28 protein-coding genes and 1 other RNA gene are annotated in these 23,626 nt (G+C 46.3%); 22 read left to right on the top strand and 7 right to left on the bottom strand.

Going from position 1 to position 23,626, the window contains the following annotated elements; translation table 11 throughout:
* Positions 1-5: 5 nt before the first annotated feature.
* Complete coding sequence (ribBA, locus tag BM359_RS05345; protein WP_054491093.1) at positions 6-1,121, top strand: bifunctional 3,4-dihydroxy-2-butanone-4-phosphate synthase/GTP cyclohydrolase II; 1,116 nt, start codon at positions 6-8, stop codon at positions 1,119-1,121.
* On the opposite strand, the gene BM359_RS05340 is transcribed toward ribBA, so the two are convergent.
* Genes BM359_RS05340 through BM359_RS05325 form a run of 4 tightly spaced genes read right to left on the bottom strand, consistent with a single transcriptional unit; the run spans position 1,122 to position 4,480 of the window.
* Positions 1,122-2,012, bottom strand: a complete 891-nt coding sequence (locus BM359_RS05340) for a ketopantoate reductase family protein (RefSeq protein ID WP_054491092.1) — start codon at positions 2,010-2,012, stop codon at positions 1,122-1,124.
* On the bottom strand, positions 1,999-3,342 hold the full coding sequence (locus BM359_RS05335; protein WP_054491091.1) for an AmpG family muropeptide MFS transporter: 1,344 nt from the start codon (positions 3,340-3,342) through the stop codon (positions 1,999-2,001). The genes BM359_RS05340 and BM359_RS05335 overlap by 14 nt, the downstream gene beginning before the upstream one ends.
* On the bottom strand, positions 3,342-3,932 hold the full coding sequence (locus BM359_RS05330) for a peptidylprolyl isomerase (protein ID WP_054491090.1): 591 nt from the start codon (positions 3,930-3,932) through the stop codon (positions 3,342-3,344). Before BM359_RS05330 ends, BM359_RS05335 begins: the two co-directional genes overlap by 1 nt.
* A gap of 2 nt (positions 3,933-3,934) precedes the next feature.
* The gene (locus BM359_RS05325) at positions 3,935-4,480 is read right to left on the bottom strand and encodes a YajG family lipoprotein (protein WP_054491089.1); all 546 of its coding nucleotides are present in this window, start codon (positions 4,478-4,480) and stop codon (positions 3,935-3,937) included.
* Between the two features lie 129 nt (positions 4,481-4,609).
* Here BM359_RS05325 and BM359_RS05320 point away from each other — a divergent pair, with 129 nt between their 5' ends.
* The 3 genes from BM359_RS05320 (at position 4,610) to ffs (ending at position 6,648) form a co-directional block, all read left to right on the top strand.
* Positions 4,610-5,698 (top strand): ketoacyl-ACP synthase III, encoded by a 1,089-nt coding sequence (locus BM359_RS05320; protein ID WP_054491088.1) that lies wholly within the window; start codon positions 4,610-4,612, stop codon positions 5,696-5,698.
* Positions 5,699-5,718: 20 nt separating this feature from the next.
* Positions 5,719-6,468 (top strand): enoyl-CoA hydratase-related protein, encoded by a 750-nt coding sequence (locus BM359_RS05315; protein ID WP_054491087.1) that lies wholly within the window; start codon positions 5,719-5,721, stop codon positions 6,466-6,468.
* A gap of 83 nt (positions 6,469-6,551) precedes the next feature.
* An RNA gene (gene ffs, locus BM359_RS05310) (signal recognition particle sRNA small type) lies at positions 6,552-6,648 on the top strand.
* A 17-nt stretch (positions 6,649-6,665) separates the two neighbouring features.
* Here ffs and BM359_RS05305 read toward each other — a convergent pair.
* Genes BM359_RS05305 through BM359_RS05295 form a run of 3 tightly spaced genes read right to left on the bottom strand, consistent with a single transcriptional unit; the run spans position 6,666 to position 8,398 of the window.
* Complete coding sequence (locus tag BM359_RS05305) at positions 6,666-6,941, bottom strand: late competence development ComFB family protein (RefSeq protein ID WP_054491086.1); 276 nt, start codon at positions 6,939-6,941, stop codon at positions 6,666-6,668.
* A complete protein-coding gene (locus BM359_RS05300; protein ID WP_054491085.1) occupies positions 6,931-7,881 on the bottom strand; it encodes a histone deacetylase family protein in 951 nt (316 codons plus the stop codon). Before BM359_RS05300 ends, BM359_RS05305 begins: the two co-directional genes overlap by 11 nt.
* Positions 7,868-8,398 (bottom strand): primosomal replication protein, encoded by a 531-nt coding sequence (locus BM359_RS05295; protein ID WP_054491084.1) that lies wholly within the window; start codon positions 8,396-8,398, stop codon positions 7,868-7,870. The genes BM359_RS05300 and BM359_RS05295 overlap by 14 nt, the downstream gene beginning before the upstream one ends.
* Before the next feature lie 466 nt (positions 8,399-8,864).
* On the opposite strand from BM359_RS05295, the gene BM359_RS05290 reads away from it, so the two are divergent.
* From BM359_RS05290 to BM359_RS05210, 18 genes are all read left to right on the top strand, one after another.
* Positions 8,865-9,653, top strand: coding sequence for a DUF3450 domain-containing protein (locus BM359_RS05290; protein WP_054491113.1), 789 nt, complete (start codon positions 8,865-8,867; stop codon positions 9,651-9,653).
* The gene (locus tag BM359_RS05285) at positions 9,650-11,017 is read left to right on the top strand and encodes a MotA/TolQ/ExbB proton channel family protein (RefSeq protein ID WP_054491083.1); all 1,368 of its coding nucleotides are present in this window, start codon (positions 9,650-9,652) and stop codon (positions 11,015-11,017) included. The genes BM359_RS05290 and BM359_RS05285 overlap by 4 nt, the downstream gene beginning before the upstream one ends.
* 3 nt (positions 11,018-11,020) lie before the next feature.
* Positions 11,021-11,545 (top strand): MotA/TolQ/ExbB proton channel family protein, encoded by a 525-nt coding sequence (locus BM359_RS05280; RefSeq protein ID WP_054491080.1) that lies wholly within the window; start codon positions 11,021-11,023, stop codon positions 11,543-11,545.
* 12 nt (positions 11,546-11,557) lie between these two features.
* The gene (locus tag BM359_RS05275) at positions 11,558-11,959 is read left to right on the top strand and encodes an ExbD/TolR family protein (RefSeq protein ID WP_011235088.1); all 402 of its coding nucleotides are present in this window, start codon (positions 11,558-11,560) and stop codon (positions 11,957-11,959) included.
* Between the two features lies 1 nt (position 11,960).
* Positions 11,961-12,572: an energy transducer TonB gene (locus BM359_RS05270; protein ID WP_054491078.1), complete on the top strand. Its 612-nt coding sequence runs from the start codon at positions 11,961-11,963 to the stop codon at positions 12,570-12,572.
* Positions 12,573-12,575: 3 nt separating this feature from the next.
* A complete protein-coding gene (locus tag BM359_RS05265) occupies positions 12,576-13,874 on the top strand; it encodes a tetratricopeptide repeat protein (RefSeq protein WP_054491076.1) in 1,299 nt (432 codons plus the stop codon).
* 69 nt (positions 13,875-13,943) lie between these two features.
* Complete coding sequence (locus BM359_RS05260) at positions 13,944-14,753, top strand: HvfB family MNIO-type RiPP peptide maturase (protein WP_054491074.1); 810 nt, start codon at positions 13,944-13,946, stop codon at positions 14,751-14,753.
* Entirely contained in the window at positions 14,746-15,501 is a 756-nt protein-coding gene (locus BM359_RS05255; RefSeq protein WP_054491072.1) for an HvfC family RiPP maturation protein, read from the top strand. Before BM359_RS05260 ends, BM359_RS05255 begins: the two co-directional genes overlap by 8 nt.
* A gap of 66 nt (positions 15,502-15,567) precedes the next feature.
* Entirely contained in the window at positions 15,568-15,690 is a 123-nt protein-coding gene (locus BM359_RS13165; RefSeq protein WP_268766552.1) for a hypothetical protein, read from the top strand.
* A gap of 35 nt (positions 15,691-15,725) precedes the next feature.
* Complete coding sequence (locus tag BM359_RS05250; protein WP_054491070.1) at positions 15,726-16,103, top strand: response regulator; 378 nt, start codon at positions 15,726-15,728, stop codon at positions 16,101-16,103.
* A gap of 16 nt (positions 16,104-16,119) precedes the next feature.
* A complete protein-coding gene (gene apt / locus BM359_RS05245) occupies positions 16,120-16,653 on the top strand; it encodes an adenine phosphoribosyltransferase (protein WP_054491068.1) in 534 nt (177 codons plus the stop codon).
* Positions 16,654-16,678: 25 nt separating this feature from the next.
* Positions 16,679-18,619, top strand: a complete 1,941-nt coding sequence (dnaX, locus tag BM359_RS05240; RefSeq protein WP_054491066.1) for a DNA polymerase III subunit gamma/tau — start codon at positions 16,679-16,681, stop codon at positions 18,617-18,619.
* 29 nt (positions 18,620-18,648) lie between these two features.
* Positions 18,649-18,975 carry a YbaB/EbfC family nucleoid-associated protein gene (locus BM359_RS05235; protein WP_054491064.1) on the top strand — a complete coding sequence of 109 codons (327 nt, stop codon included), beginning with the start codon at positions 18,649-18,651 and terminating at the stop codon, positions 18,973-18,975.
* A 16-nt stretch (positions 18,976-18,991) separates the two neighbouring features.
* Complete coding sequence (gene recR / locus BM359_RS05230) at positions 18,992-19,597, top strand: recombination mediator RecR (RefSeq protein ID WP_054491062.1); 606 nt, start codon at positions 18,992-18,994, stop codon at positions 19,595-19,597.
* Positions 19,598-19,662: 65 nt separating this feature from the next.
* A complete protein-coding gene (gene htpG, locus BM359_RS05225) occupies positions 19,663-21,576 on the top strand; it encodes a molecular chaperone HtpG (protein WP_054491060.1) in 1,914 nt (637 codons plus the stop codon).
* Between the two features lie 117 nt (positions 21,577-21,693).
* A complete protein-coding gene (adk, locus tag BM359_RS05220) occupies positions 21,694-22,341 on the top strand; it encodes an adenylate kinase (protein ID WP_054491058.1) in 648 nt (215 codons plus the stop codon).
* 75 nt (positions 22,342-22,416) lie between these two features.
* Positions 22,417-22,824 (top strand): MAPEG family protein, encoded by a 408-nt coding sequence (locus tag BM359_RS05215; RefSeq protein WP_054491056.1) that lies wholly within the window; start codon positions 22,417-22,419, stop codon positions 22,822-22,824.
* 9 nt (positions 22,825-22,833) lie between these two features.
* Positions 22,834-23,625 carry an alpha/beta fold hydrolase gene (locus BM359_RS05210; RefSeq protein WP_054491054.1) on the top strand — a complete coding sequence of 264 codons (792 nt, stop codon included), beginning with the start codon at positions 22,834-22,836 and terminating at the stop codon, positions 23,623-23,625.
* Position 23,626 lies beyond the last annotated feature (1 nt).

Below are 23,626 nucleotides of genomic sequence, written 5' to 3'. Positions count from 1 at the left end.
GCGTTATGTCACTGCATAGCACAGAAGAGATTATTGAAGACATTCGTCAGGGAAAAATGGTTATCCTGATGGATGATGAAGATCGCGAAAACGAAGGCGATATTATTATTGCCGCTGAGTGCGTAACGCCTGAATCCATTAACTTTATGGCGCGTTATGGTCGTGGACTTATCTGCTTGACGCTAACCGAGGAACGCTGTAAACAACTGAATCTTCCGTTAATGGTCGATAAAAACAACGCGCCTTATGCAACAAACTTTACGGTTTCCATTGAAGCTGCAGAGGGAGTAACAACGGGGATCTCTGCTGCCGACAGAGCGAAAACAGTGCTGGATGCCGTTAAAAAAGATGCGAAGCCCGAAGATTTAGTTATGCCGGGTCATATTTTTCCGTTAAAAGCGAAATCGGGTGGTGTGCTCAACCGCGCCGGGCATACCGAAGCGGGTTGTGACTTAGCGCGTTTAGCTGGCTTTGAGCCCGCCTCGGTTATTGTCGAAGTGTTAAACGAAGACGGTACCATGGCGCGTCGCCCTGATCTTGAAGCTTTTGCTAAAGCGCATGACATTAAAGTAGGCACCATTGCTGACCTTATTGAGTATCGCTCAATCCAGGAAAAAACCATTGAACGTGTCGCAGAATGCAGCCTTCCTACAGCCTTTGGTAAGTTTCATTTGGTGACTTATCAGGACACGATAGACAAGCAGGTGCATTATGCACTGGTTCATGGCGACTTATCCCAGGATAAGGTAACGAATGTGCGTGTTCACTTACAGGACACTTTCCATGACACCTTTTTAACGGAACGAGCTGCCAAGCGGAGCTGGCCAATTCAAAAGGCTATGTCTTATATTGCTGCACATGACGGCGTATTGGTGATTATTGGTCGTCAACAAACCCCGGACAATATCATTGCACAGGTTCAGGAGTTTGAGGCGCAGGACAAAGGTGAGCACAAACCGACTGCGTCAGCTTCAAATGCTTCACGGAATGTCGGTTTAGGTTCACAGATTTTGGCTGATCTTGATATTCACAAGATGCATTTAATGAGTTCACCAAAACGCTATTCGGCTTTATCAGGTTTTGGGCTTGAAGTAGTCGATTTTATTGAAGATAAAGACTAATTACGCGTAACGCTTTTGAAATTCATTCAGGAGTTGTTGGTGAGTTGGCGTGGCAATGCCTGCCGACTCACCTGTTTTAATCAAGTAACCGGTTAATTGGTCTATTTCAGTGCGCCTTTGCTGCTTGATATCCTGCAACATCGATGAGCTGTTTAACGCCGTCTCTTTTGCAACTTTCAATACTTCCCGGTGGCACATATTAGCGTCTAAGATTACGTTCTGAGTTTCAGCCACAGCAACGGCTTCATTAACCAAGCTTATGATTTGCGATTGCCACTTATCCTCAAGTAACTTTCCGTTTTCGCACTTATAAATGGCTGTTAATGGATTTATTACACAGTTAATTATTAACTTTAACCAGCGCCGCTGGCTAATATTCTGCTCAAGTACAAGTGGCGGGAAGGCTTGTTGAAGAGTTGACCAGGGCTCTGACTCTTCTTGCCTGACTTCGAGCCAACTGCGGCCATTGCCTCTGTGTTCAATACAAATAATACCGTTTGTGCTTTTTACTGCTCCATGAGTCGTCACTAAAGGATGCAGATTAAGCTGGCTTAATGCTTTAGGTAACTCAACCATGCCGTTATGACTCAAAACAATAGGCATGCTTTTATCAAAACCTTCAAGCGCTGTTATGTGCTGCAAGGCACTAATAACATCAAAAGCTTTAACAGCAACAATGAACACACTATTTTTTGGGATTGGCAATTGAGTTACAGAGGCTTTGTAATTGTTTTTCTCTTGTGCGCGAACAAGTTGCCATTCAATAGTTTCCGCCCGGTCATGGCGTGGCACCACAGACACCGATTCGCCGTTATCGCACAACCCGCTGGCAATAAGTCCACTAACGGCTCCGGGGCCTAGCGTAATCCAGTGGTATTTAATTGGCGTCACGCTGTTTCTCCAATGCCGTTAACGGCTTACGAATAAACCAAAGGAACACCAGACTGGGTATGACCATAACCGCGGTTAGGACAAAAAACAGTGCCCAGTTACCCTGCATAGAGTCAACAATAACACCGCTGTAGGACGCTAGCATGGTTTTACCCAGGGTCCCCAGTGAGGCCATCAATGCGTATTGGGTTGCGGTGAAAGTTCGGTTACAGAGCAGGCTGATAAAAGCAACAAAGGCAACGGTAGACCAGGCACTGGTAAAGCCATCAATCAATACTGCGCTTAAAAAGAGGTTAGTATCGGGGCCGACTAACGCTATCCAGGAAAACATCAGGTTAGATGACGCCATAGCAATACCGCCAATCATTAAGCCTTTAACAATGCCCAGGCGCAGGTTGACTGCGCTGCCAAGCAACGCAAATACAATAGTCACCCACCAGGTAACGAGTTTGGAATAGGTGCCAATTTCTGCGTTTGTGAACCCAACTTCTTTATAGAAGACTATCGACATGCGACCAAGAAAGGCCTCACCAATTTTAAACAGAAAGATAAAGGCAAGAATGGATAAGGCCAACTTTACACCGTTTCGGGAAAAGAATTCGGCTATTGGCTGAACAACAGTAATAGAAATGCGTTCTTTCATCGCTGGCCAAAAGTTAGTCAGCTTTGTTTTTATCGTGGGATCGCTATGGTAAGTCGTACGACGCACAAAGAGTACAACAACGGCCAGAGCAAGCATAACGCAGCCCAGACCGAAATAAGCATGCTGCCATTGCCAGTCAACGCCATCGACAATGAAAAAGGGTAAAGCACCTAAGCCGCTGTAACCTGTCCACCAGCCAGCTGTGGTCATTGCTGCCCCGGCGCTTTGTAGACGCCCCTCAGTTTCTGCAAAAGACTCAATCCTATAGGCATCAATGGCTATATCCTGAGTCGCTGAGCTAACTGCTATGCCCAGAGCAATAAAGCCGGCTAAGTGCAAATTGCTTGTAATATCCAGGCTCGCCAGAGAAAAGCATCCTGCAGCAATGAGTGCCTGACACAGAAATATCCAGCTTCGCCGTTGCCCTAACCAACGAGTCAGAAGGGGAATCTTGAGGTTATCAATAAGCGGGGACCACAAAAAGTTAATGGAGTAGGCGCCAAAAACCGCTCCAAAATAACCGATGACCGAGCGCGTAAGCCCTACCTCCTGTAACCAGGCAGATAAAGCGGAGCCAATCATTACCCATGGAAATCCGCTGGCTATACCCAGAACGAATATCACCCATACACGCGATTGACGATAAACTTGTAGATCCTGCCAGAACGTCGGTTTAGTGACTGCCATCAGTTTTGCGGTACAACCTCAATGCGTTTCAGAGTCGGCGGGTCAACCGGTACGTCGGCCCAGCCTATGTCATCACTGTAAGCCTGTGACTCTAGCTCAGCCATGGCCTCCAGCACTTCAATCCCCTCAACAATGCGACCAAAGACAGCGTATCCCCAGTCACCATCATCAGGGTTGAGAGAGGTGTTGTCGTTTAAATTAAAGAAAAACTGACGGGTGCCGCTGTGTGGGCCTCGTTCCCGCGCCATAGCAATAGTCCCGTATTCATTTTTAAGGCCATTACCTGACTCATTGACGATTTTCTCGTAAGAGGGTTTGTCCTGAAAGTCTTTGTCATAACCACCGCCCTGGATAACAAAATCGGGTACTAAGCGGTGGAATATGGTGCCGTTATATTGTGCTTTTTTAACGTAACGGAAAAAATTTTTAACCGTTAAGGGAGCAGCGTCGCGGTTTAATTCAACCACAATATCACCCATAGAGGTCACCATTTTCACTCGTGGGAAAGGATTATCTGGCTGAATTTCAGCGTGGCTGAAACTGAGAAATAAGGTGGCAGCAACGCCCAGTAAATACTTCGACCACTTCATGGTTAAAAGTCCTCTTGTTCTGGCAGACGCAGTTTAGGATCATTGGCAATGTCAGACAGCACAGAGTTCAACAGTTGCTTAAATTGACGTTCAATTGTGGCCTGAGCAGGTTTCAGACCGCCTGTTGAGCTGTAGGTTCCGGAGTAAAAGTTACTGTATCTGCGATTAGCGCGCGTTGCTTCGACTCGTATAGTTACACTGTGCTCAAGCTCGTATTTAATCGTGTGCAGGGTAGCGTCAACCAATGCTTTCTCAATAGTGACATACCAGGTTAAGCCGTTGTTGCTGCTCGAGCCTGTTACCGGCTGCAGTGCTTCTTCAACGATAGCTGTTAAAGGTCTTTGGGCCGGCGCGAACTCTGCTTTGTCCTCTTCTTTTTTATGACGATACAGGTATGAATAGGAGCGTTTGTCCTCAACTTTTAACTGATTTACTTTAGTGTTGAGACTATTTGTAACAGCATCAGCACTGATGATTAATGGATCAGGCTGGCTTTGACAGGCACTAATAAAAAGCGCAAAAGTAGCTGCAAGTATTATCCGAAACATATGATTTATCCTTTTTCCTGGCGGTCATTCACCTGACGTCGATTCGTGCTATGATACGATGAAACGGTATCGTCATAAAACACTCTATCATTATGAGGATACTAGCCGACAGAAGTAAAAGGTTTTGCCGTGACTAAATTTGCTGAAATTACCGGTTGGGGAAAATGTCTGCCACCGGCTGTAATGACCAATGATGACCTTGCCACCTTTCTGGAAACATCTGACGAATGGATTGTTTCTCGAACAGGAATTTCTGAACGTAGAGTGAGCCATGTCGGGACATCCGAGTTGGCAACTGTAGCGGCGCGAAACGCGCTGGCAGCAGCTGACTTAGACCCCAGCGAACTTGACCTCATTATTGTCGGCACTTGCACTGCGGACGAAATCATCCCAAACGTTGCCTCGGCTGTACAGCGTAACATTGGCGCTAAAGACGCTGCGGCGTTTGACTTAAATGCTGCTTGCAGCAGCTTTTTATACGCGATGCATGTAGCGACCCAGTCGATAAAAACTGGCGCTCATAAAAAGGTTTTGCTCATTGGAGCAGAGCGTCTTACCCGTATTCTTGACTGGACTAAACGTGAAAGTGCCGTGCTGTTTGGTGACGGGGCCGGAGCTATGGTGCTTGAAGCGTCAGACGAAGAAGTCGGCTTACTCGCCAGTCATATTAGTTGTGATGCTGATGCCCGCGATGTGCTCAGCCTTGATTTCGGCTTAAGCTTTGACCGTTTCGGTTTTGACGGAATTATGCAGTTTGATTTTGTTGGCCAGGAAATCTTTAAACGTGCCGTAAAAGGTATGAGTGCTGCAGTAGAGAATGTCTTCCAGCAAACAGGAATGACAACCGACGATATCGACGCGCTTATCCCGCATCAGGCGAACAAGCGACTCATCGATTTTCTCGGTAAAATGTGCAAAGTACCGAGTGAAAAAACAGTTATTAATATTCAGAAATACGGTAATACTTCTTCAGCAACCTTACCTATCGCTTTTGCTGAAGCTGCTGACAACGGCATTATTAAGCCGGGTGATAGTATTATGTCGGCGGTATTTGGAGGTGGGCTCACTTGCGGAGCCGGTTTAATTAAGTGGGGACAGAGAGTCACGCCGAAACGACCTAACCAGATGGAGTTACCAGCCGGCGATAAAACGGCGCTGGAACTTATTGTCCCAATGCATGAAGCAACCAAAAAAGCGTGGAAAAACCGCGGTCAGTAGACGGTGACAGGAGACGGATTTTGAGTACTCAAGAACTGGTACAGGTTTCACAAGATAACGGCATTGTACGTATACGGCTAAATCGACCTGAAAAGAAAAATGCTTTTACCCAGGATATGTACACAGCGTGTAACGAAGCGTTGAAAGCTGCAGATGCTGACAACTCAATCCATGCGGTACTTTTTGAGTCCACCGGTGACAGCTTTTCTGCCGGAAACGATTTAAATGACTTCTTAGCGGTTGAGAACTTAGACGAGTCGGCGCCACCATTTCAATTTCTGCATACGCTGGCGTGTGTCGAGGTTCCTGTTGTTGCGGCAGTTAACGGGTTAGCGATAGGTATTGGAACTACTTTACTGTTGCATTGCGATATTGTTTACAGTAGCGATGAAGCCGTGTTTGCCTTACCTTTTGTACAGCTGGGGCTGTTACCTGAGGCCGCCTCTAGTCTCTTACTACCGCAAATTTGTGGTTATCAAAAAGCGGCGGAGCTGTTGTTACTTGGTGAAAGCTTCGATGCACAGGCGGCACAGCAAGCGGGCTTTGTTAATCATATTATTTCGCTTGAGCGCCTGCCCGTAGTGGTTGATGAGACGCTCGACAAGCTGCGTAAGCAATCCAGTAAGTCGCTGCGAATTTCTAAGCGGTTACTTAAGCAACCGGCTGAATCTGTCGTTGATCGCATCAGCCGGGAAGCGACGTTTTTTGCTAAAGCATTAAGTTCTGATGAAGCTCGTCAGGCTATTGCGGCAAAGCTGCAGAAAAAGTAAGCAAAAGGCTAGCTGCGGGTTGTTTCAGTCGAATAACTGGTTCATAATGCAGCCCGCTTTGAATAAAGCGTTTATGGTGACTCTGCGGGTCCCCTCGCAACGCTAACTGGCGAACCCGGTCAGGCCCGGAAGGGAGCAGCCGTAGTCAGGGATGTGTGTGCCGAGGTGTGGCTGGTAGAGTCGCCACCCAATTTTTATTAATCGCCGTCGGGGCGTTTCCTTCCTTTAAGAAATTCTAATGCTTCCGTTATTGCTTTATGTACTTGCATCTCCATATCCAGTCGCTTTGAAGGTGGCAGGAAGAATGCCATATCCACTTCGTGACGAATGTAGCGGGGCGGTAACTGATTAAGTACCAGACAACACAGGTCAGAAAGAAACTCCTGACTGTACTGTTTTTCTAATTCCAACTCTTCTATTCGGTCGGCAACTAAGCGTTCATAGTAATTGTGGATGTCATCGTCAAACTTCATACGTCGTTCCTTCTGTTAGCTGACTTTCAGTATAGACATGATAACTGGCTCTTAGTAGTTGAGCGTGAGCGCGGACTAAACGATCCAAGTTACGTTGATAACCGCCTCCAATAACGGCAGCCAGGGGAATATCGTTGCGCTTTGCAAAGCCTAGTACAGAAAGGTCACGTTGAAAAATTCCGGCCAGACTAATACTCAGGTGACCGAGCTCATCGCGTTGATAAATGTCGACACCGGCGTCGTATAAAATAAGGTCAGGCTTAACGTCTCGCTTAATAAACTGCAGGGTTTCCTGCAAAGTATCCAGGTACTGCTTATTGGACGTATGTTTAGCTAAGGGTTTGTCTAAGTCAGACTGAACTTTAGAGAACGGAAAGTTGCGCTCGCCATGGAGTGAGCAAGTAAAAACTCTGTCGTCATTAGCAAACAGAGTGGCCGTTCCGTCTCCCTGGTGAACATCGGTATCCAATATCGCGATTTTTAAGCTTGGGTACTTAAGCAACAGTTCATTACAGGCAATTGCCAAATCATTGATTAAGCAAAAACCACTTCCCCAGTCTTTATGAGCATGATGGTAACCTCCGGAGAAGTGAATGGCGATACCACGAGTTAATGCCAGCTCAGTGGTTAACAGAGTTCCTCCGGCTGAGGTTAATGTGCGCTGCAATAAGCTTTCCGACCAGGGGAAGCCAATGCGGCGCCAGAGTGCTTTCTCCATGCTGTTTTGGCGAAGCTGTTCAATGTAATTTGAACAATGCGTACGACCGACCTGCTGCCAACTAAGAGCGCTTGGTCTATGCCACTGGTGCTCTTTGGCACCATGCTTAACTGCCCAGTCTTTTAACAAACGGTATTTTTCTATTGGATAGCGATGCCGGGGAGGTAAGTTTAATTCACTATATATAGGTGAATAAATAAAAGGGACGTCAACCTTCTTCATAACGACTGATCTTTTTCTCCAGAGTATCAATAGCCATTTGGCAGCGGTTAAGTCGTTGCTGAGCTCGTTGTATTAACACCGGATTGTTTTGAGAAACGGCGTTATCCAGGTTTTCAGTCAACCGTCTTTCATAGTCTCTGTAAGTAACAAGCTGTTGATGCAATTGCTGAATCTTATTTTGTGCCGTAATGCGGCTGTCTTGTTCTTGCTTAGGAAGCTTATTAATACGCAATGCCGTGGTTAAAGCTTCCAATTGCAGGCTCAGACGCTCCGCAAGATAATACTGAGCTTGTTGACCTTCAGTTCTTTGAAGCTGAGCAAAGGTGTCTTGAGTTTCAGTTACGTAATCAATTGCCAGATTAGAGCGTTTGCTGAAAAGTGATGGACTGAACCATTTTTCGCTCAGCTCGTTCTGCTTTTGTCGATTTTTTGCATCGATCTGTTCAGCACGCTCACTTAAATTAGTGAGCAGCTGTTCAATATGTTGTATTGACGTTGCATTTAATATCTCTCTCATGCCTTTATCTTAAAGGAATTTGGAACTTAGGTCACTAAATTGGGTCTGTCATTGAATATAGGTCGACGAATTAGTTGTTTAAAAAACGTTGAAATTCAAAAGTCAGTGTTGTTCGCCGATCAAAAAGTGATACTATTCTAGAAGGAGTAATATCCAGAGTTAGGTAGATAAGCACCTAAATTCAGGGTATGAAAAGAGTTGACGACAGGATGTTGTCCGAGAAAAAATCTGGAAATTACGCGACTCCAGATCCGTGTTCTACACTGGATATATAGCGACAGCTATAGCGCGGTTGACTCAGTTTACTTGGTTGACAGCGTATAGTCATCGTGGGAGTATTCATTGGTATTGCTGCATTTTAGGCAATAAAAATAAAGTGTAGAACTAGATCTTTTCGTCATTCAAACAACTGGTGTTTCGCGCCTTAGGCGTTGAAGCGGAAGTTAAGTCAAATTGGTTGGGAACTATGACCAAAGTAATCAAAAGAACCAAACTCGCTGCAACCCTGATGGGTGTGATGGCGTTTGCTGGCACCGGCGTTGCCGCTGCACAGCAAGTAGATGTAGCTAAGCTACAAAACGAAGAGAAGAAGATTTTGAACGCCGACGAACAGTCGCAAAAGAAAGTCGACTCTTTGTTCGAGCAGAGCCAAGATCTTCTTATCGAGTATCGCTCAGTTGTTTCTGAGTACGAGAACTTGAAAGTCTATAACGATCACGTTCAGCGTTTGGTCAATGACCAAAACGCGACGCTCGAGTCTCTCCAGAAACAAATTGATGGAATCGAACGCACTAAGCAGGGCGTTGTTCCTTTGATGTATGAAATGATTGATTCGCTTGAACAGTTCGTGAAATTGGACATTCCAATTCACCGTGAAAAGCGTATGGATCGTGTTGAGCGTCTGCGTGACATCATGGACAGCTCAAGTGTTTCTACATCAGAGCAATTCCGTCAAATCATCGAAGCTTATCAGACAGAAATGGACTACGGTTCAGGTTTGATTTCTTATCAGGGCAACCTGGAAATTGATGGTAAGGAAATTGCTGTTGATTATTTCCACATGGGTCGTGTTGCTTTCTTAGCTCAGTCTCTGGACTTGAAAAATGCTTGGATCTACAACAACGAAACCGATGAGTGGACTGCTTTGGAAGACGAGTTTATCCGTCCTCTGACCCAAGCGATTCGTATGTCTCGTAAGCAACTTGCTTACGATCTGGTGAAACTTCCAGTATTCGCAGCGGAGAGTGCAGAATGAATAAATTAATTAAATCGTTAATGATTGCAGCAGCAGTCACCCTTTCTGCCGGTACGACTCTCGCTGCACAGGCTCAGGATGAAACTGAAGCTAAGAACCTTAATGAGCTGCTACAGCTTGTTGAGAAAAATCGTGTTTCTTCTCGTGAACTTAACGCTGAACGTGAGCGTGAGTTTACAGCTGCCCGTGCTGACAAGCAGGCTTTGCTTAATCAGGCTCAGCAGGAATTAGAAGAAGAGAAAGCTCGCGGCAAACGTTTACAGGAAGAATTTTCTGAAAACGAAGTCGACCTTGCGAACAAAGAACAAGAACTTGAGAATGCCAAAGGTACCTTAGGTGAAATGTTCGGTGTTGTACGTGGTGCAGCGACAGAAACTATCGGTCGTGTTGCAACGTCAATTGTTAGCGCTCAGTACCCAGGCCGTGAAGACGTCTTGGAAAGTTTATCTGAAGCAAAAGAGCTTCCTACTCTGGAAGAACTTGAAGAGCTTTGGAAAGCGCTTCTGACTGAAATGGTCGAATCGGGTAAAGTCGTTAAATTTAATACCGATGTTACCCTTCTGGACGGTGGAACTGAAAACCGTGAAGTGGTTCGCGTTGGTACCTTTAACTTGATTTCAGGCGATCAGTACCTGGTTTATAACGACACAACTGAACAAGTTCAGCCGTTAGGTCGTCAACCGGAGGGTGCTGCAACTTCACAAGCTGAAGAGTTTACTAGTACAGAAGAAGGTTACGAAGGTGTATACCTTGATCCTTCAAAAGGTCAGATTCTTAGCCTGTTGACGGGAAAGAAGACTCTAGAAGAGCATTATCACTCGGGTGATACTGTTGGTTATGTCATTACTGCGGTATTAATTCTGGGTCTGTTAATTTCTGTATTCAAGTTGGTTACCTTGACAGCAGCTGCCGGAAAAATCCGTTCTCAGTTGAAGAATCCTGAACAGCCTAAAGACAACAACGCATTAGGTCGTATTCTTAAGGTTTACCAAGAGAATAAGAACGCTGATGTTGAAAACTTAGAGCTTAAACTGGACGAAGCTATTCTGCGCGAAACACCGAAAGTTGAAAGTGGCATTAATGTCATCAAGATTCTTGCGGCTATCGCACCATTGCTTGGTCTGTTAGGTACAGTTGTTGGTATGATTGGTACTTTCCAGTCGATTACACTGTTTGGTACCGGTGATCCTAAGATCATGGCAGGTGACATCTCTATGGCGTTGGTAACAACCGCTATGGGTCTGATCGCTGCTATACCATTGATTTTGGCTCACAGTATTGTGGCTGCTCGCGGCAAGTCTATTGTTCATATTTTGGATGAGCAAGCAGCGGGTATCGTAGCCTCGCACTCGGAGAAGGAGTAACCCATGCTTTACCTGATGGAACTTTGGGAATCTATCAGGGATTTTCTGGCTACCGGTGGCGATGTCCTGTACATCGTCATGGGGGTGCTCTTTCTAATGTGGGTACTGATGATTGAGCGTTATTGGTACCTTACAGGTGCGTTCCCTAAATTTCGTAAAGAAGTTATTGCGAAATGGGATGCCCGTAAGGACACCACCTCATGGTACGCCCATAGAATCCGTGAAGCATGGATTTCCGAAGCGAACGAAAAACTGAATGCACGTATTCTGTTGATAAAAACTTGTGTTGCCTTATGTCCGCTGGTCGGACTGTTGGGTACCGTGACAGGTATGATTACGGTGTTTGAAATCATGGCAGTACAAGGGACGGGTAACCCTCGTCTGATGGCATCGGGTATTTCGATGGCGACTATCCCGACAATGGCGGGAATGGTTGCAGCGTTATCCGGTATGTTTTTCGCGACACGTCTTGAGAGTAAAGTGCGTAGAGCGAAAGAAGGCCTTGTTGACAGTTTGCCACATCACTAAGAGAGTAAAACTATGGCACGTAATCGTAATCGAGAAGAGGAAGATGCGTCGATCGACATGACGCCGATGCTCGACATCGTCTTCATTATGTTGATCTTCTTTATCGTAACGACCTCATTCGTCAAAGAAGCAGGTATTCAGGTTAATAAACCTGAAGCCAGTAACACGACCAAGGAGCCTTCAGCTAACATCTTTATCGCAATTCGCGATACCGGTGAAGTCTGGATGGACAAGCGTCAAGTAGATGTAGAGCGTGTAGGCGCAAACATTGAACGTATGCTTGCCGAGCAGCCAACTGACGTTGTTGTGATCCAGGCCGATAAGAAAGCTGAGCATGGTGTCGTTGTAGAAGTCATGGACCAGGTTAAGGAAGCGGGTATCGATAAGATATCCATAGCTGCGGAGAATAACTAATATGGTGCGCTTTTTAGTATCTTTACTACTAGGTGCCGCCGTTACGTTTGCTCTGTTTGCTTTCATGGCTTACTTAATCGGCGGAGGAGCGCAGCGCAACGAAGCGCCGCCCCCAACCCCGGTTATTGACATCGTAACGTCGCCACCTGAGTCTGACGTTCAGGAGCGTCGGCGTACTCCGCCGCCGCCACCGCCGCCACCGGAGCAACCACCAGAGACACCACAGTCTGAACCAGATACAACAGACAGTGGAATGAACATGAACATGGGTTTTGATGTTGATGTTGGTGGAGCTGATACAGGACTTTCGGGTCCGGGCGGAGGTTTAAGTTCTGACGGTGACGCAACACCAATTGTTCGAATTGAACCGCGTTACCCGCCATCAGCTGCTCGAAATGGCACCGAAGGTTGGGTTCAACTACGCTTCACTATCGATCAACAAGGTGGTGTAACTGACGTTGAAGTCATCGATTCTGAACCTCGTCGAGTGTTTGACCGAGAGGCGCGCCGCGCTTTGTTGCGCTGGAAGTATAAGCCGAAGGTTGTTGATGGTAAGCCTGTCCGTCAGGAAGGCATGACCGTTCAGCTCGACTTCACAATGGATGGGAACTAAGAAATGAAATATATATTAAAAACATTTGTTAGTGCCCTGGCTTTTGCTTCGGTTATGTCGATGACAACGGTTCAGGCTTCGGCTCAGGATTTTGGCTTCAGCATACCGGATCAAGAGACCGTTGAGGCGCAGAAAAAAGCTCGCGACAATAAAGCTGCTTCGCAGAGTATTGGACGAGCCATCATGGACGCCTTCGAGCTGTATGAAGAAGAAAAAATTAAGGAAGCAATAGCTGTTCTTGAAGAACAGGATCCTGACCCAGGTTACGACTCTGCTTACCTGGGCCGCTTTCTTGGAAACCTTTATGCAGCCGATGAGCGCATGGCCGACGCTTTAGAAGTTTTAAAAGACGCTGTTGATCAAGACGTTCTTGGTTGGAACGACCAGGCAGCAGCGATGAAACTGGTAGGTCAAATTAGTCTTCAGGAAGAGAAATACGAACAGAGTCTTGAATACCTTAAAAATTGGATTCAATTTACAGGTAAACGCGACTCTCAAGTTTTCCTTTATATGGCTAATGCCCACTATCAGTTAAAGAACTTTGCTAAGGTCATTCCGTTTGCAGAGGCATCTTTAGAAGCTGCAGATAAGCCAGAAAAGAACGTTTACAATTTGATGATGGCCTCTTACTACGAGCGTAAGATGTATCCTGAAGCAATTGGCGTTCTTGAAGAAGGTTTAAATAAGCTTCCAGAGGTTACTACTTGGTGGCCACAGCTAGCTCAATTCTACATGTTAGAAGAAAACTTATCTAAGTCTCTTCAAACTTTGGAAGTAGCGTATTTAGCCGGATACCTGAGTACAGAGAGCCAGTTTAAAATGTTGGTTCAGTTGTACGACAATGAGGGTATTCCGTACAAAGCAGCTACTACCATGGAAAAACACGTAGAAGCTGGTGATATTGAGGAATCTGCTCGGAACTTTGCAACTATTGCAAACAGTTACCACAGAGCGAAAGAGCTTGATGAAGCCGTTTCTTGGTATGAGCGCGCAGCTGAAGCAACTAACGATTCTGGCGACAAAGGTGAATATTACCGTAAACAAGGTAACTTGATGCTGTTGAATGAACAGTATATTGCGGCAACTGAACCTTTGAAGAGAGCCCTGGACTATCTTGACCGTGAAGATGAAGGTCGTGTCTATATGTCATTAGCAGAAGCGTATTTTTATGGTGGTGACTATCGCCAGGCAATGCGGTATGTTGATGAAGCGGCAACCTTTGACGGCCAACGTCGCAGTGCTCGCAGCTGGAGAGGCTACATTAAGTCGACAGCAGAGCGAAAAGGTATCGATCTCGATTAATCACTTTTCGTTTGAACTGCATCGTAAAACCCGGCCACTGTGTCGGGTTTTTGTTTTCTAGAGGGTAATATGAAACCGAATTCAATAGGCCTTGGCTTAAGAAATGAGTTACTGGATGCTGCGTTAGCGGGTGATATTGATGCAGACTTCCTGGAACTCGCGCCGGAAAATTGGATACCCTTTAAAGGACATCGCTTGGAAACTCTGGCGAAAGTTGCCGAGAATTATCGCTTAACCAGCCACGGTCTGTCATTGTCTATTGGTAGCCAGGACCCTCTGGACCATGCTTTTCTGAAAGACATTAATCAGTTTGTGTCGCAATTTAATGTTGAAATCTACAGTGAACATTTAAGTTACTGCTCTCATAAAGGGCAGCTATACGACCTCCTGCCGATACCTTTTACGGCCGATGCGGTTTCTCATGTTTCAGACCGAATTGAAGATGTTCAGCGCTATTTAGAAAGGCCTCTAGTATTGGAAAATGTATCTTATTACGCGAGTCCGGCGCCTGAGTTAAGTGAGTTAGACTTTATCTGCCAGGTGTTGAAGCGAAGCAATTGTAAGCTATTACTTGATGTGAATAATGTCTTTGTAAACAGTGTGAATCACAAGTATAACCCTTATGATTTTATAGCCGGCTTGCCCTCAGAGAAAATTGCTTATGGGCATATAGCGGGGCACCATGAAGAGTTCGATGATCTCTATGTTGATACCCATGGTGCAAAAGTAAAAGATGAGGTGTACGAGTTGTTGGATTATGCTTATAAGTGCCATGGCGTTTATCCGACTCTTCTGGAAAGGGATTTTAACTTCCCGGCTTTGTCTGAGTTAAATGGCGAGTTGAACCAAATAAGAGTGATACAAAAGCGCCATGAGTAATGACACATTCAAACAAATTCAGGATCGCTTTGTTCAGCAACTGAAAGATCCACAAAAATCCGTAGAAGAGCCCTGGTTAGCTGATATCGAAGAGCGGCGGATGGCAATTTATCAGCGGTTACTCCGTAATAACATTTTTCGCTTTGTAGACAGCGCTTTTCCGGTCCTCAAAAAGCTATGTGATGAAAAACAATGGCAAGAAACTAAAGAGCAGTTTTTTCGTTCTTTTTCATCAAACTCTCCATACTTTACTGGTATTGCTGAAAGTTTTGTTGAGTATCTGCAGTCTTATAATGCACTTTTTGTCTTCGCGCCGGAACTCGCGCATTACGAATGGCTTGAACTCGCCGTGGAGCAAAAGCCGTGGCCAGAAAGCCATATTTGTGTGAGAGATGAGCTTCATGAAGATCAAATTATAGAGCTAAACCCAACGGCGGTTATTTCTGCGTATCAGTACCCGGTTGACGAAATTGGCATTGATTTCAAACCGGAGCAACCACTCTCACAACCGCGTTTTTTAGTTGTGTTTCGTGATGCGGGAGGAAAGGTTCGTTTCGTTCGTATAAATGCAATGACTTACCTGCTTTTAACAGAGCTACAAAGCCGCAGTCATATTAGGCTGGAGGATTTTTTTGATTTGTTGCCGGAGCTGCTACCTCAATGGCCGGCAGAGCAAATTCAGAGGGGGGCTGAGCAGACATTGCAACAGTTCGCTTCCCAGCAATTGTTATTAAGAGTAAAGAGCTGAATTCAACTTTTATCGTTGCTGAGGATCGAGTATGATCAGCACCGATTTCATCGAGAGGTAAAAGTTATGTCATCAGAAACATTTAAAGAACCGGCAGGCAAGGGCTTTTTGCTTATAGCCGTGGTTTTATTTCTAATTGCTGGCTGCTTGCCATTAATTTTACGTTTAGCACAGGTTTTTTCCGCTTAATCAGCTCCTCATTAACTATCAGGTAAGCGACATTTATGTCAGTCTCTTTGCTCGTTGTCGAGGATAAAGACAAAACCCTTCAGTCCATTTGTACGATGATAGAACCGCTTGGCTTCGAGGTAACGATAGCCCGCGACGGACTGGACGGTTTAAGTAAGGCGAAACAGCAGTATTTTGATATTATTTTGCTGGATCATAAAATGCCGGTGATGGATGGTTTGTCATTACTGAAAAACTTACGTGAATTAGAGGCTTATCAGCACAGCCCATTATTATTTATGTCTACTCAGGACATGGTAGAAATAGAGCCTAAAGCGTTAAAAGCTGGTGCAACTCAATGCCTTGCAAAGCCTTTGCATGAGGAGTTTTTGCTCGATACTTTGAAAACCTGGGCGGTGCGCTTTGTTGCCTAGTAAAGAGAGCAAAAACATGGAGTTAACTGTACAAGGTATTCGGGATTCAATAGGTGCTATTCCTGATTACCCTAAGCCGGGTATTATCTTTCGTGATATCACGCCATTGTTGCAAAACCCTGCGGCTTTTGAACTGGCAATTAACACCTTAAAGCAAAGATATAAGCAGAGCGGAATAACTCAAATAGCGGCAATTGAAGCGCGAGGCTTCATATTTGGCTCAGCGTTAGCTTATGCTATGGGCTGTGGTGTCACTCTCTTGCGTAAGCCCGGAAAGTTGCCCGGCAAGGTAGTAAGCCAGAGTTACGATTTAGAGTATGGTTCTGATGAACTGCAAATGCACGAGAACGCATTGACCGCAAACGATAGGGTCTTAATTGTTGACGACTTGCTGGCCACTGGCGGGACCGTAGTTGCGGCTCACAAGCTGATTAAAGCAACCGGCGCTGAAGTAGAGGAAGCCGCTTTTGTGGTCTCATTACCTGAGTTAGGTGGTGAAGATAAATTGCAGCAGGCAGGCGTTGCGTGCTATACCTTATGTCAGTTTTAACGAGACAGAGTTAAGAATCTCCCCTATGAGCTATCAGGTACTGGCAAGAAAATGGCGACCTTCCCAGTTTGCGGAAGTTGTCGGTCAACAACATGTTTTGAAACCGCTTGAACATGCGCTGGATAAGCAAAGGTTGCACCATGCTTACTTGTTTACCGGAACACGCGGCGTCGGTAAAACGACCATTGCGCGCATCTTAGCTAAAGCTCTTAACTGCGAGCAAGGCATTACTTCGACACCCTGCGGGCAATGCAGTGCTTGTCTTGAGATAGAGCAGGGGCGCTTTGTTGACTTGCTCGAAATAGATGCAGCGTCAAGAACGAAAGTTGAAGATACCCGGGAGTTACTGGATAACGTTCAGTATCGTCCAACCCGCGGGCGCTATAAAGTTTACCTGATTGATGAAGTCCACATGTTGTCGCGGCACAGTTTTAATGCTTTGCTTAAAACGCTGGAAGAGCCGCCTGAACACGTAAAGTTCTTATTGGCGACAACAGACCCTCAAAAACTTCCTGTGACCATTTTGTCACGCTGTCTGCAATTTAACTTAAAGGCGTTGTCGAACGACGATATTTCACAGCAGCTTAATTACGTTCTGGGACAGGAGCAGGTTCAGGCGGACGCTGACGCGCTACCATTATTAGCTCGCTCTGCTCGTGGCAGCATGCGTGATGCCTTGAGTTTAACCGATCAAGCAATCGCTCAGGGCAACGGAGCTGTGAGTATTGACAGTGTCAGACGCATGCTGGGTAATGTACCGGTCGCTGACATTGCGGCCTTACTGGACTGTGTTCTTGATGGTGAAGCTGAAAGTGTCATGCAGCGTGTTGACGCTATGGTATCTATGGTACCGGATTTAAGTTCCGTGTTGGTTGAGCTGCAAAGTTTATTGCATCAACTGGCGTTGGTACAGCAAGTGCCAGGTGCAGCAAATGCTTTTGAGAATAGCGATGTACTAAAGCCGCTATTAAGGCGCATGCCGGCCGAGTTAATTCAGGTATTTTACCGTATTGTTCTGGAAGGGCGTCGTGAGCAAGCCTATGCGATTGACGCGCGCAGCGGTCTGGAAATGACTCTGTTGAGAATGCTCTGCTTTCGTCCAGCAGAAAACGAAAGCTATAACGATACCAGTGAACTGAGAGCTACCGCGCATACCGATGTTCCTCATTCAAACTTGGCCAGCGCCGAAGTGAATGAGACCGCTGTCGAAGCTATGCCTGAGTCAGTGCCTGAATCAGAGTCAGAACCGGAACCGGAACCGGCGGAGTACGAATCTCAGTACCAAGCGGAGCCCGAACACCAAGCAGAACCTGAAGATCAACCGGAACCTGACTTCAGTTATTCGGAACCAACGGAAACACAGCAACAAGACTCCGGTGTTTCTGATCTTTTGCGTGTTCGTGAGCAGTTGGCGGAAAAAAAAAAGCCAGACAACAGTAATGAATCGGTAGTCACTCCGGTCGTTAGTGAAGAGAGGCCTACCGCTCCAGACCCTGAACCCGAAACACGACAAGAGCCCCTGGCTGAAGCTACACCAGACAGAGACTATCAATTCCCCGAGTTAAATGACGATATCCGAGAAGCCGCAGAAATTGATAAATGGAGTGCGATGATCGCCGGCATGGACATTTCAGGTTTAGCGCGTCAGGTACTACTTAATTCAGAGTTAAAAAAGGTTGGGGACGACGACTGGCTCATTCTGGTTGCAGAAGAGCAGAAAAGTTTATTGAACGATTCAACCAGTGAAGCCGTCAGAGAGTCACTAACCGGATTGTTAGGGCCAACTGCACGGGTGCAGTTTGATATTGGCGTTCCGAGTCAGCCAACGCCTCTTATGGTGCAGCAGCATATTGATCAGTACCGGCATCGGCGTGCTTGCGAAATATTGCAGGCCGACACCGGTGTACAGGAATTACAGCAAAGGTTTCAAGCGCAGGTTGATGAATCATCAATTCAAGCGCGTTAATTTTATAAAGCTTAAACGAGGAAATAATTATGTTTAAAGGTGGAATGGGTAACATGATGAAGCAGGCGCAACAAATGCAGGAGCGCATGCAAAAAGCCCAGGAAGAAGTGGCTAACATGGAAGTCACTGGCGAAGCCGGTGCCGGGTTAGTAAAAGTGACGATGCTTGGCAACCACAATGTTAAACGTGTGAGTATTGACCCAAGCCTAATGGAAGACGACCAGGAAATGCTGGAAGACTTGATTGCAGCTGCGACCAACGACGCTGTGCGCCGTGTTGAAGAGACCAGCAAAGAACATATGTCAGAAATTACAGGCGGCATGGGCTTACCTCCTGGCTTTAAAATGCCGTTCTAAGAAGTAAGGTCAGTTCATGAGTATTAGTCCGGCAATTGATCAGCTTGTTGATAATTTAAAGCGTCTGCCAGGTGTTGGTCAGAAATCAGCACAGCGTATGGCATTTCATTTGCTTGAACGCGATCGCGGCGGCGCCTCCCGGCTTGCCGAATCTTTGCAGTCCGCTGTTGAAAAAGTGGGGCACTGCGAGTGTTGCCGGACCTTAACTGAAGAGCCGCTGTGTCGAATTTGCAGCAATCCGATGCGGCGTGAGAACGGTGTGCTCTGTGTGGTTGAAACACCCGCCGACGTACTTGCGATTGAACAAACTTCGCAGTTCCAGGGCCGCTACTTTGTGTTAATGGGGCATTTGTCGCCGCTGGACGGTATTGGGCCGTCAGACATTGGTCTGGATGAGCTTGAGCGACAGTTGCAGAATGAACCCGTTGAAGAGATTGTTCTGGCAACGAATCCGACGGTAGAAGGTGATGCTACCGCGCACTATATTGCCGATATTGCCGCCCAACAGAATATCAATACTACCCGAATAGCTCATGGCGTGCCGGTTGGTGGTGAGTTGGGCTATGTCGACCAAACGACTTTAGGTCACGCTTTCAGCGGTCGAAAACAATTTTCCCGATGACTTGAAAATATCTCCTGCGCCCCCATTGTTATTGGCATAGGTAATAACAGCAGGAGAAATATACTATGGCGGAAGCCGGTCAAATGGAAAAACATGGATTTCAGACAGAAGTAAAACAACTGCTTCACCTGATGATCCATTCTCTGTATTCCAATAAAGAAATTTTCTTACGCGAACTGGTCTCAAATGCGTCCGACGCAGCGGATAAATTGCGTTTTAAAGCCTTAAGCGACAACTCCCTGTATGGCGACGACAGCGACCTGCACGTTCGGGTTTCTGTTGATAAAGACAGCCGCACTATCACTATCAGTGACAATGGCGTTGGCATGACTCGTGACGATGTCATGAACAACCTGGGAACCATTGCCAAGTCAGGTACCGCTGAATTCTTTGGTCAACTGTCCGGCGACGAAGCAAAAGACAGCAAGCTTATTGGTCAGTTTGGTGTTGGCTTCTATTCAGCCTTTATCGTTGCTGATGAAGTTACCGTAAGAACTCGTTCAGCATTAGATAAAGACGCTCGCGGAGTTGAATGGCGCTCGCAAGGTGAGGGTGATTTCGAAATTGCTGACATTGATAAAGCCCGGCGTGGCACAGATATTATTCTGCACCTGAAAGACGATGCCGATGAATTCTTAGATGAAAACCGTCTGCGTGGCATTATCAATAAATATTCAGAACACTTGAGTATCCCGGTTCAAATGTGGAAAGAACCGGTACCTGAGTCAGAAGACGACGAAGGCAACAAAGTAGAAGGGCAACCCGGCGAATGGGAAACTGTAAACTCAGGTCAGGCACTCTGGACTCGTGAGAAGTCAGAAATTACTGACGAAGAATACAAAGAGTTTTACAAGACTGTCGCACATGACTTTGATGAGCCACTTTTATGGAGCCACAACAAAGTCGAAGGCACGACCGAGTATACTAATTTACTGTATATTCCTAAACGCGCTCCGTGGGACTTGTGGAACCGTGAGCAGCAGCACGGTGTTAAGCTTTATGTGAAGCGCGTATTCATTATGGATGACGCTGAGCAGTTAATGCCCACTTATCTGCGTTTTGTGCGTGGCCTGGTCGATTCAAACGACTTACCACTGAACGTTTCACGTGAAATTCTGCAGGACAATAAAATTACCCGTGCTATGCGGAACGGCAGTACCAAAAAAGTGCTGCAGATGCTGAAAAAGCTGGCAAAAGACGATAAAGAACAGTATCAACAGTTCTGGGATACTTTCGGTAACGTTCTGAAAGAAGGTCCGGCAGAAGATCATACTAACCGTGAACGTATCGCTGAACTCCTGCGTTTTGCTTCGACCCACAATGAAGGCGCGGTTCAGTCAGTCAGCCTGGATGACTACATTGAGCGTATGAAAGAAGGTCAGGATAAGATTTTCTACATTGTGGCCGACAGCTACGAAGCCGCCAGAAACAACCCTGCGCTGGAAATCTTCAATAAGAAAGGCATTGAAGTTTTACTGCTTTCTGAGCGTATCGATGAGTGGTTAATGAGCCACCTGACAGAGTTTAAAGAGAAGCAATTGCAGTCGGTTACTCGTGGTGATCTGGACTTAGGTGAACTGGACGACGAGGAAGACAAAGCTGAACAGGAAAAAGCCGAAGAGGCCTTCAAAGCGAACCTTGAGCGTTTTGAAAAAGCATTAGGCGATAAAGTGAAGAAGGTTCGCGTAACTCACCGGTTAACCGACTCGCCAGCTTGTATCATTACCGATGACAATGATATGAGCACGCAGATGGCCAAGTTGATGGAAGCGGCTGGACAGGCGGTTCCTGAAACTAAGTACATCTTTGAAGTGAACCCCGAGCATCCACTGGTAGAACGAATGCTGACTAAGGACGAGGACACATTTAAAGAGTGGGCCGAGGTATTATTGGACCAGGCTACTTTGGCAGAACGGGGTAACCTGAAAGACCCGGCCTCTTTTGTCACCCGCCTTAATAAATTAATGCTAAACGCTTAATTTTGCACCTTCTGCTGCGGGTAAGTCATTGCCCGCAGCGTCTTTCTGAGCTTGTAATAGCCCGCCCGTCAGGGTAAAGTTCGGGGCAGACTTTTGAATCATACAAAGAGGTTTTCTATGCGCATTATTTTGTTAGGCGCCCCAGGAGCTGGAAAAGGAACTCAGGCACAGTTTCTGATGAACACTTTTGGGATCCCTCAAATTTCCACTGGTGATATGCTGCGTTCAGCAATAAAATCGGGTTCGGAATTGGGTAAAAAAGCCAAACAAGTGATGGACGCCGGGCAACTAGTGTCTGACGATATCATCATTGAGTTGGTTAAAGAACGTATTGCCGAGCCGGACTGCCAGAACGGCTTTTTGCTCGATGGTTTTCCAAGAACCATTCCACAAGCCGATGCAATGCGCGATAACGGTATTGAAATTGATTATGTACTGGAGTTTGATGTTCCGGACGAAATTATCGTTGATCGTATGAGTGGGCGTCGTGTCCACCCTGGATCAGGTCGTGTTTATCATATTGAGCACAACCCTCCGAAGGTAGATGGTAAAGATGATGAAACTGGTGAAGAGCTGGTGATTCGTCCGGACGATCAGGAGCAGACGGTTCGCAAACGCTTGTCGGTTTACCATGAGCAGACAGAGCCTTTGGTTGAGTACTACCAGAAGCTGTCTGAGGAAGGGAAAACAGAGTACCACAAAATTGATGGTACGCAGCCTGTCGACAAAGTCAGTGAGCAGCTTGGTGACTTGCTTAGAAAATAACAGGTTTAGCAAAAGGCTCACATGGTGAGCCTTTTTTGATGAAGCCGACTAACAAAGAAAAATAAGGGGCAGCAAGTGACATCACAACTTACAATTACCGGTTTTTATGCCGGAGTCTTAACCTTAATCTATCTTGCCCTGGCGGCGCGTATTATACGCTTACGCTGGAAGCACCGAGTCGGTATTGGTACCGGCGAAGCTCAGGATCTAAAAGCAGCCGTTCGCATTCATGGCAACTTTATTGAATATGTGCCGTTGGCTCTTATTCTATTTGCTATGATGGAAGTTCAGAATGCGCCTTTAGGCTTACTGCATGGCTTAGGTATTGCGCTGGTTATTGCTCGTTTATGCCATGCCATTGGGTTAACTCGCAGTGTAGGTGTTAGCCTGCCAAGAACCATTGGTGTATTAACAACTTTTGCCGTTTTGCTATTAGCTGCTGGCTACGGTATCGGTCAGTTTGTTGGTGTCAGTTTATCTTAAAGTGAAGTTATGTCTGAAATAGAACCCGGAATTCATTTATATGGCGAGCAGCAAAATCCCCCGGTCATTTTGTTGCACAGCTCGCAGAGTGCCAGTACACAGTGGCGAGCTCTGTTAAAGGACTTAGTGAGCAGCCACTTTGTTATTGCGGTTGATCTCCTTGGTTATGGGCAGGCGCCTAAAGTTGAATATACGGCGAACTTTCGGCTGGAGCAGGAGCTGCCACGTATCCTTTCTGCTGTCGAAAGTTTACAGCTGAAGCAGCCCGTTCAGCTGGTCGGACACTCATACGGAGGTGCCGTTGCGCTAAAACTGGCATTAGAGAAGCCCTTTGAGATTGCCGACGTGGTGGTTTATGAGCCTGTGGCCTTTCATGTGCTACCGGATGACTCGCCGGGCATGCTGGAAATTCAGGAAATTAGTCAGGCAATGCATGGCAGAGACGCGAAAGAATGCACTCGCACTTTTGTCGACTACTGGAACGATGCCGGTTATTTCGATGCTCTGCCGGAGCGAATCCAACAGTTAATGGTTGCCCAGGCCGATAAAGTAGCGCTGGACTTTGATGCATTGCTTAACGAACCAAGGCGCCTGGCTGACTACAGTGGTGTTGATCAAAACCTGCTGCTGTTGCAGGGCGATCACACTCGGCGTAGTGCTAAGGCGGTTGCTGAGGCACTGTCCACGGTTTTGCCTAATATTACAAGAGAATCGGTTACTGCCGGGCATATGGGACCACTAACTCACCCGGCGGATGTTAACCAACGTATTCTGCGCTTTTTGCGCAACCAACCTCATTAAC

Source organism: Idiomarina abyssalis (assembly GCF_900116625.1).
Classification (GTDB): Bacteria; Pseudomonadota; Gammaproteobacteria; order Enterobacterales; family Alteromonadaceae; genus Idiomarina; species Idiomarina abyssalis.
The sequence above is the reverse complement of the archived record's forward strand: the minus strand, read 5'-3'. Positions and strand labels throughout refer to the sequence as shown.

What these genes read in the sequence shown, in the direction of transcription:
- ribBA (WP_054491093.1), top strand. Translation starts at nt 6, where the DNA reads ATGTCACTGCATAGCACAGAAGAGATTATTGAAGACATTCGTCAGGGA.
- BM359_RS05335 (WP_054491091.1), bottom strand. Translation starts at nt 3,342, where the DNA reads ATGGCAGTCACTAAACCGACGTTCTGGCAGGATCTACAAGTTTATCGT.
- BM359_RS05330 (WP_054491090.1), bottom strand. Translation starts at nt 3,932, where the DNA reads ATGAAGTGGTCGAAGTATTTACTGGGCGTTGCTGCCACCTTATTTCTC.
- BM359_RS05325 (WP_054491089.1), bottom strand. Translation starts at nt 4,480, where the DNA reads ATGTTTCGGATAATACTTGCAGCTACTTTTGCGCTTTTTATTAGTGCC.
- BM359_RS05305 (WP_054491086.1), bottom strand. Translation starts at nt 6,941, where the DNA reads ATGAAGTTTGACGATGACATCCACAATTACTATGAACGCTTAGTTGCC.
- BM359_RS05300 (WP_054491085.1), bottom strand. Translation starts at nt 7,881, where the DNA reads ATGAAGAAGGTTGACGTCCCTTTTATTTATTCACCTATATATAGTGAA.
- BM359_RS05295 (WP_054491084.1), bottom strand. Translation starts at nt 8,398, where the DNA reads ATGAGAGAGATATTAAATGCAACGTCAATACAACATATTGAACAGCTG.
- BM359_RS05290 (WP_054491113.1), top strand. Translation starts at nt 8,865, where the DNA reads ATGACCAAAGTAATCAAAAGAACCAAACTCGCTGCAACCCTGATGGGT.
- BM359_RS05285 (WP_054491083.1), top strand. Translation starts at nt 9,650, where the DNA reads ATGAATAAATTAATTAAATCGTTAATGATTGCAGCAGCAGTCACCCTT.
- BM359_RS05280 (WP_054491080.1), top strand. Translation starts at nt 11,021, where the DNA reads ATGCTTTACCTGATGGAACTTTGGGAATCTATCAGGGATTTTCTGGCT.
- BM359_RS05275 (WP_011235088.1), top strand. Translation starts at nt 11,558, where the DNA reads ATGGCACGTAATCGTAATCGAGAAGAGGAAGATGCGTCGATCGACATG.
- BM359_RS05270 (WP_054491078.1), top strand. Translation starts at nt 11,961, where the DNA reads ATGGTGCGCTTTTTAGTATCTTTACTACTAGGTGCCGCCGTTACGTTT.
- BM359_RS05265 (WP_054491076.1), top strand. Translation starts at nt 12,576, where the DNA reads ATGAAATATATATTAAAAACATTTGTTAGTGCCCTGGCTTTTGCTTCG.
- BM359_RS05260 (WP_054491074.1), top strand. Translation starts at nt 13,944, where the DNA reads ATGAAACCGAATTCAATAGGCCTTGGCTTAAGAAATGAGTTACTGGAT.
- BM359_RS05255 (WP_054491072.1), top strand. Translation starts at nt 14,746, where the DNA reads ATGAGTAATGACACATTCAAACAAATTCAGGATCGCTTTGTTCAGCAA.
- BM359_RS13165 (WP_268766552.1), top strand. Translation starts at nt 15,568, where the DNA reads ATGTCATCAGAAACATTTAAAGAACCGGCAGGCAAGGGCTTTTTGCTT.
- BM359_RS05250 (WP_054491070.1), top strand. Translation starts at nt 15,726, where the DNA reads ATGTCAGTCTCTTTGCTCGTTGTCGAGGATAAAGACAAAACCCTTCAG.
- apt (WP_054491068.1), top strand. Translation starts at nt 16,120, where the DNA reads ATGGAGTTAACTGTACAAGGTATTCGGGATTCAATAGGTGCTATTCCT.
- dnaX (WP_054491066.1), top strand. Translation starts at nt 16,679, where the DNA reads ATGAGCTATCAGGTACTGGCAAGAAAATGGCGACCTTCCCAGTTTGCG.
- BM359_RS05235 (WP_054491064.1), top strand. Translation starts at nt 18,649, where the DNA reads ATGTTTAAAGGTGGAATGGGTAACATGATGAAGCAGGCGCAACAAATG.
- recR (WP_054491062.1), top strand. Translation starts at nt 18,992, where the DNA reads ATGAGTATTAGTCCGGCAATTGATCAGCTTGTTGATAATTTAAAGCGT.
- htpG (WP_054491060.1), top strand. Translation starts at nt 19,663, where the DNA reads ATGGCGGAAGCCGGTCAAATGGAAAAACATGGATTTCAGACAGAAGTA.
- adk (WP_054491058.1), top strand. Translation starts at nt 21,694, where the DNA reads ATGCGCATTATTTTGTTAGGCGCCCCAGGAGCTGGAAAAGGAACTCAG.
- BM359_RS05210 (WP_054491054.1), top strand. Translation starts at nt 22,834, where the DNA reads ATGTCTGAAATAGAACCCGGAATTCATTTATATGGCGAGCAGCAAAAT.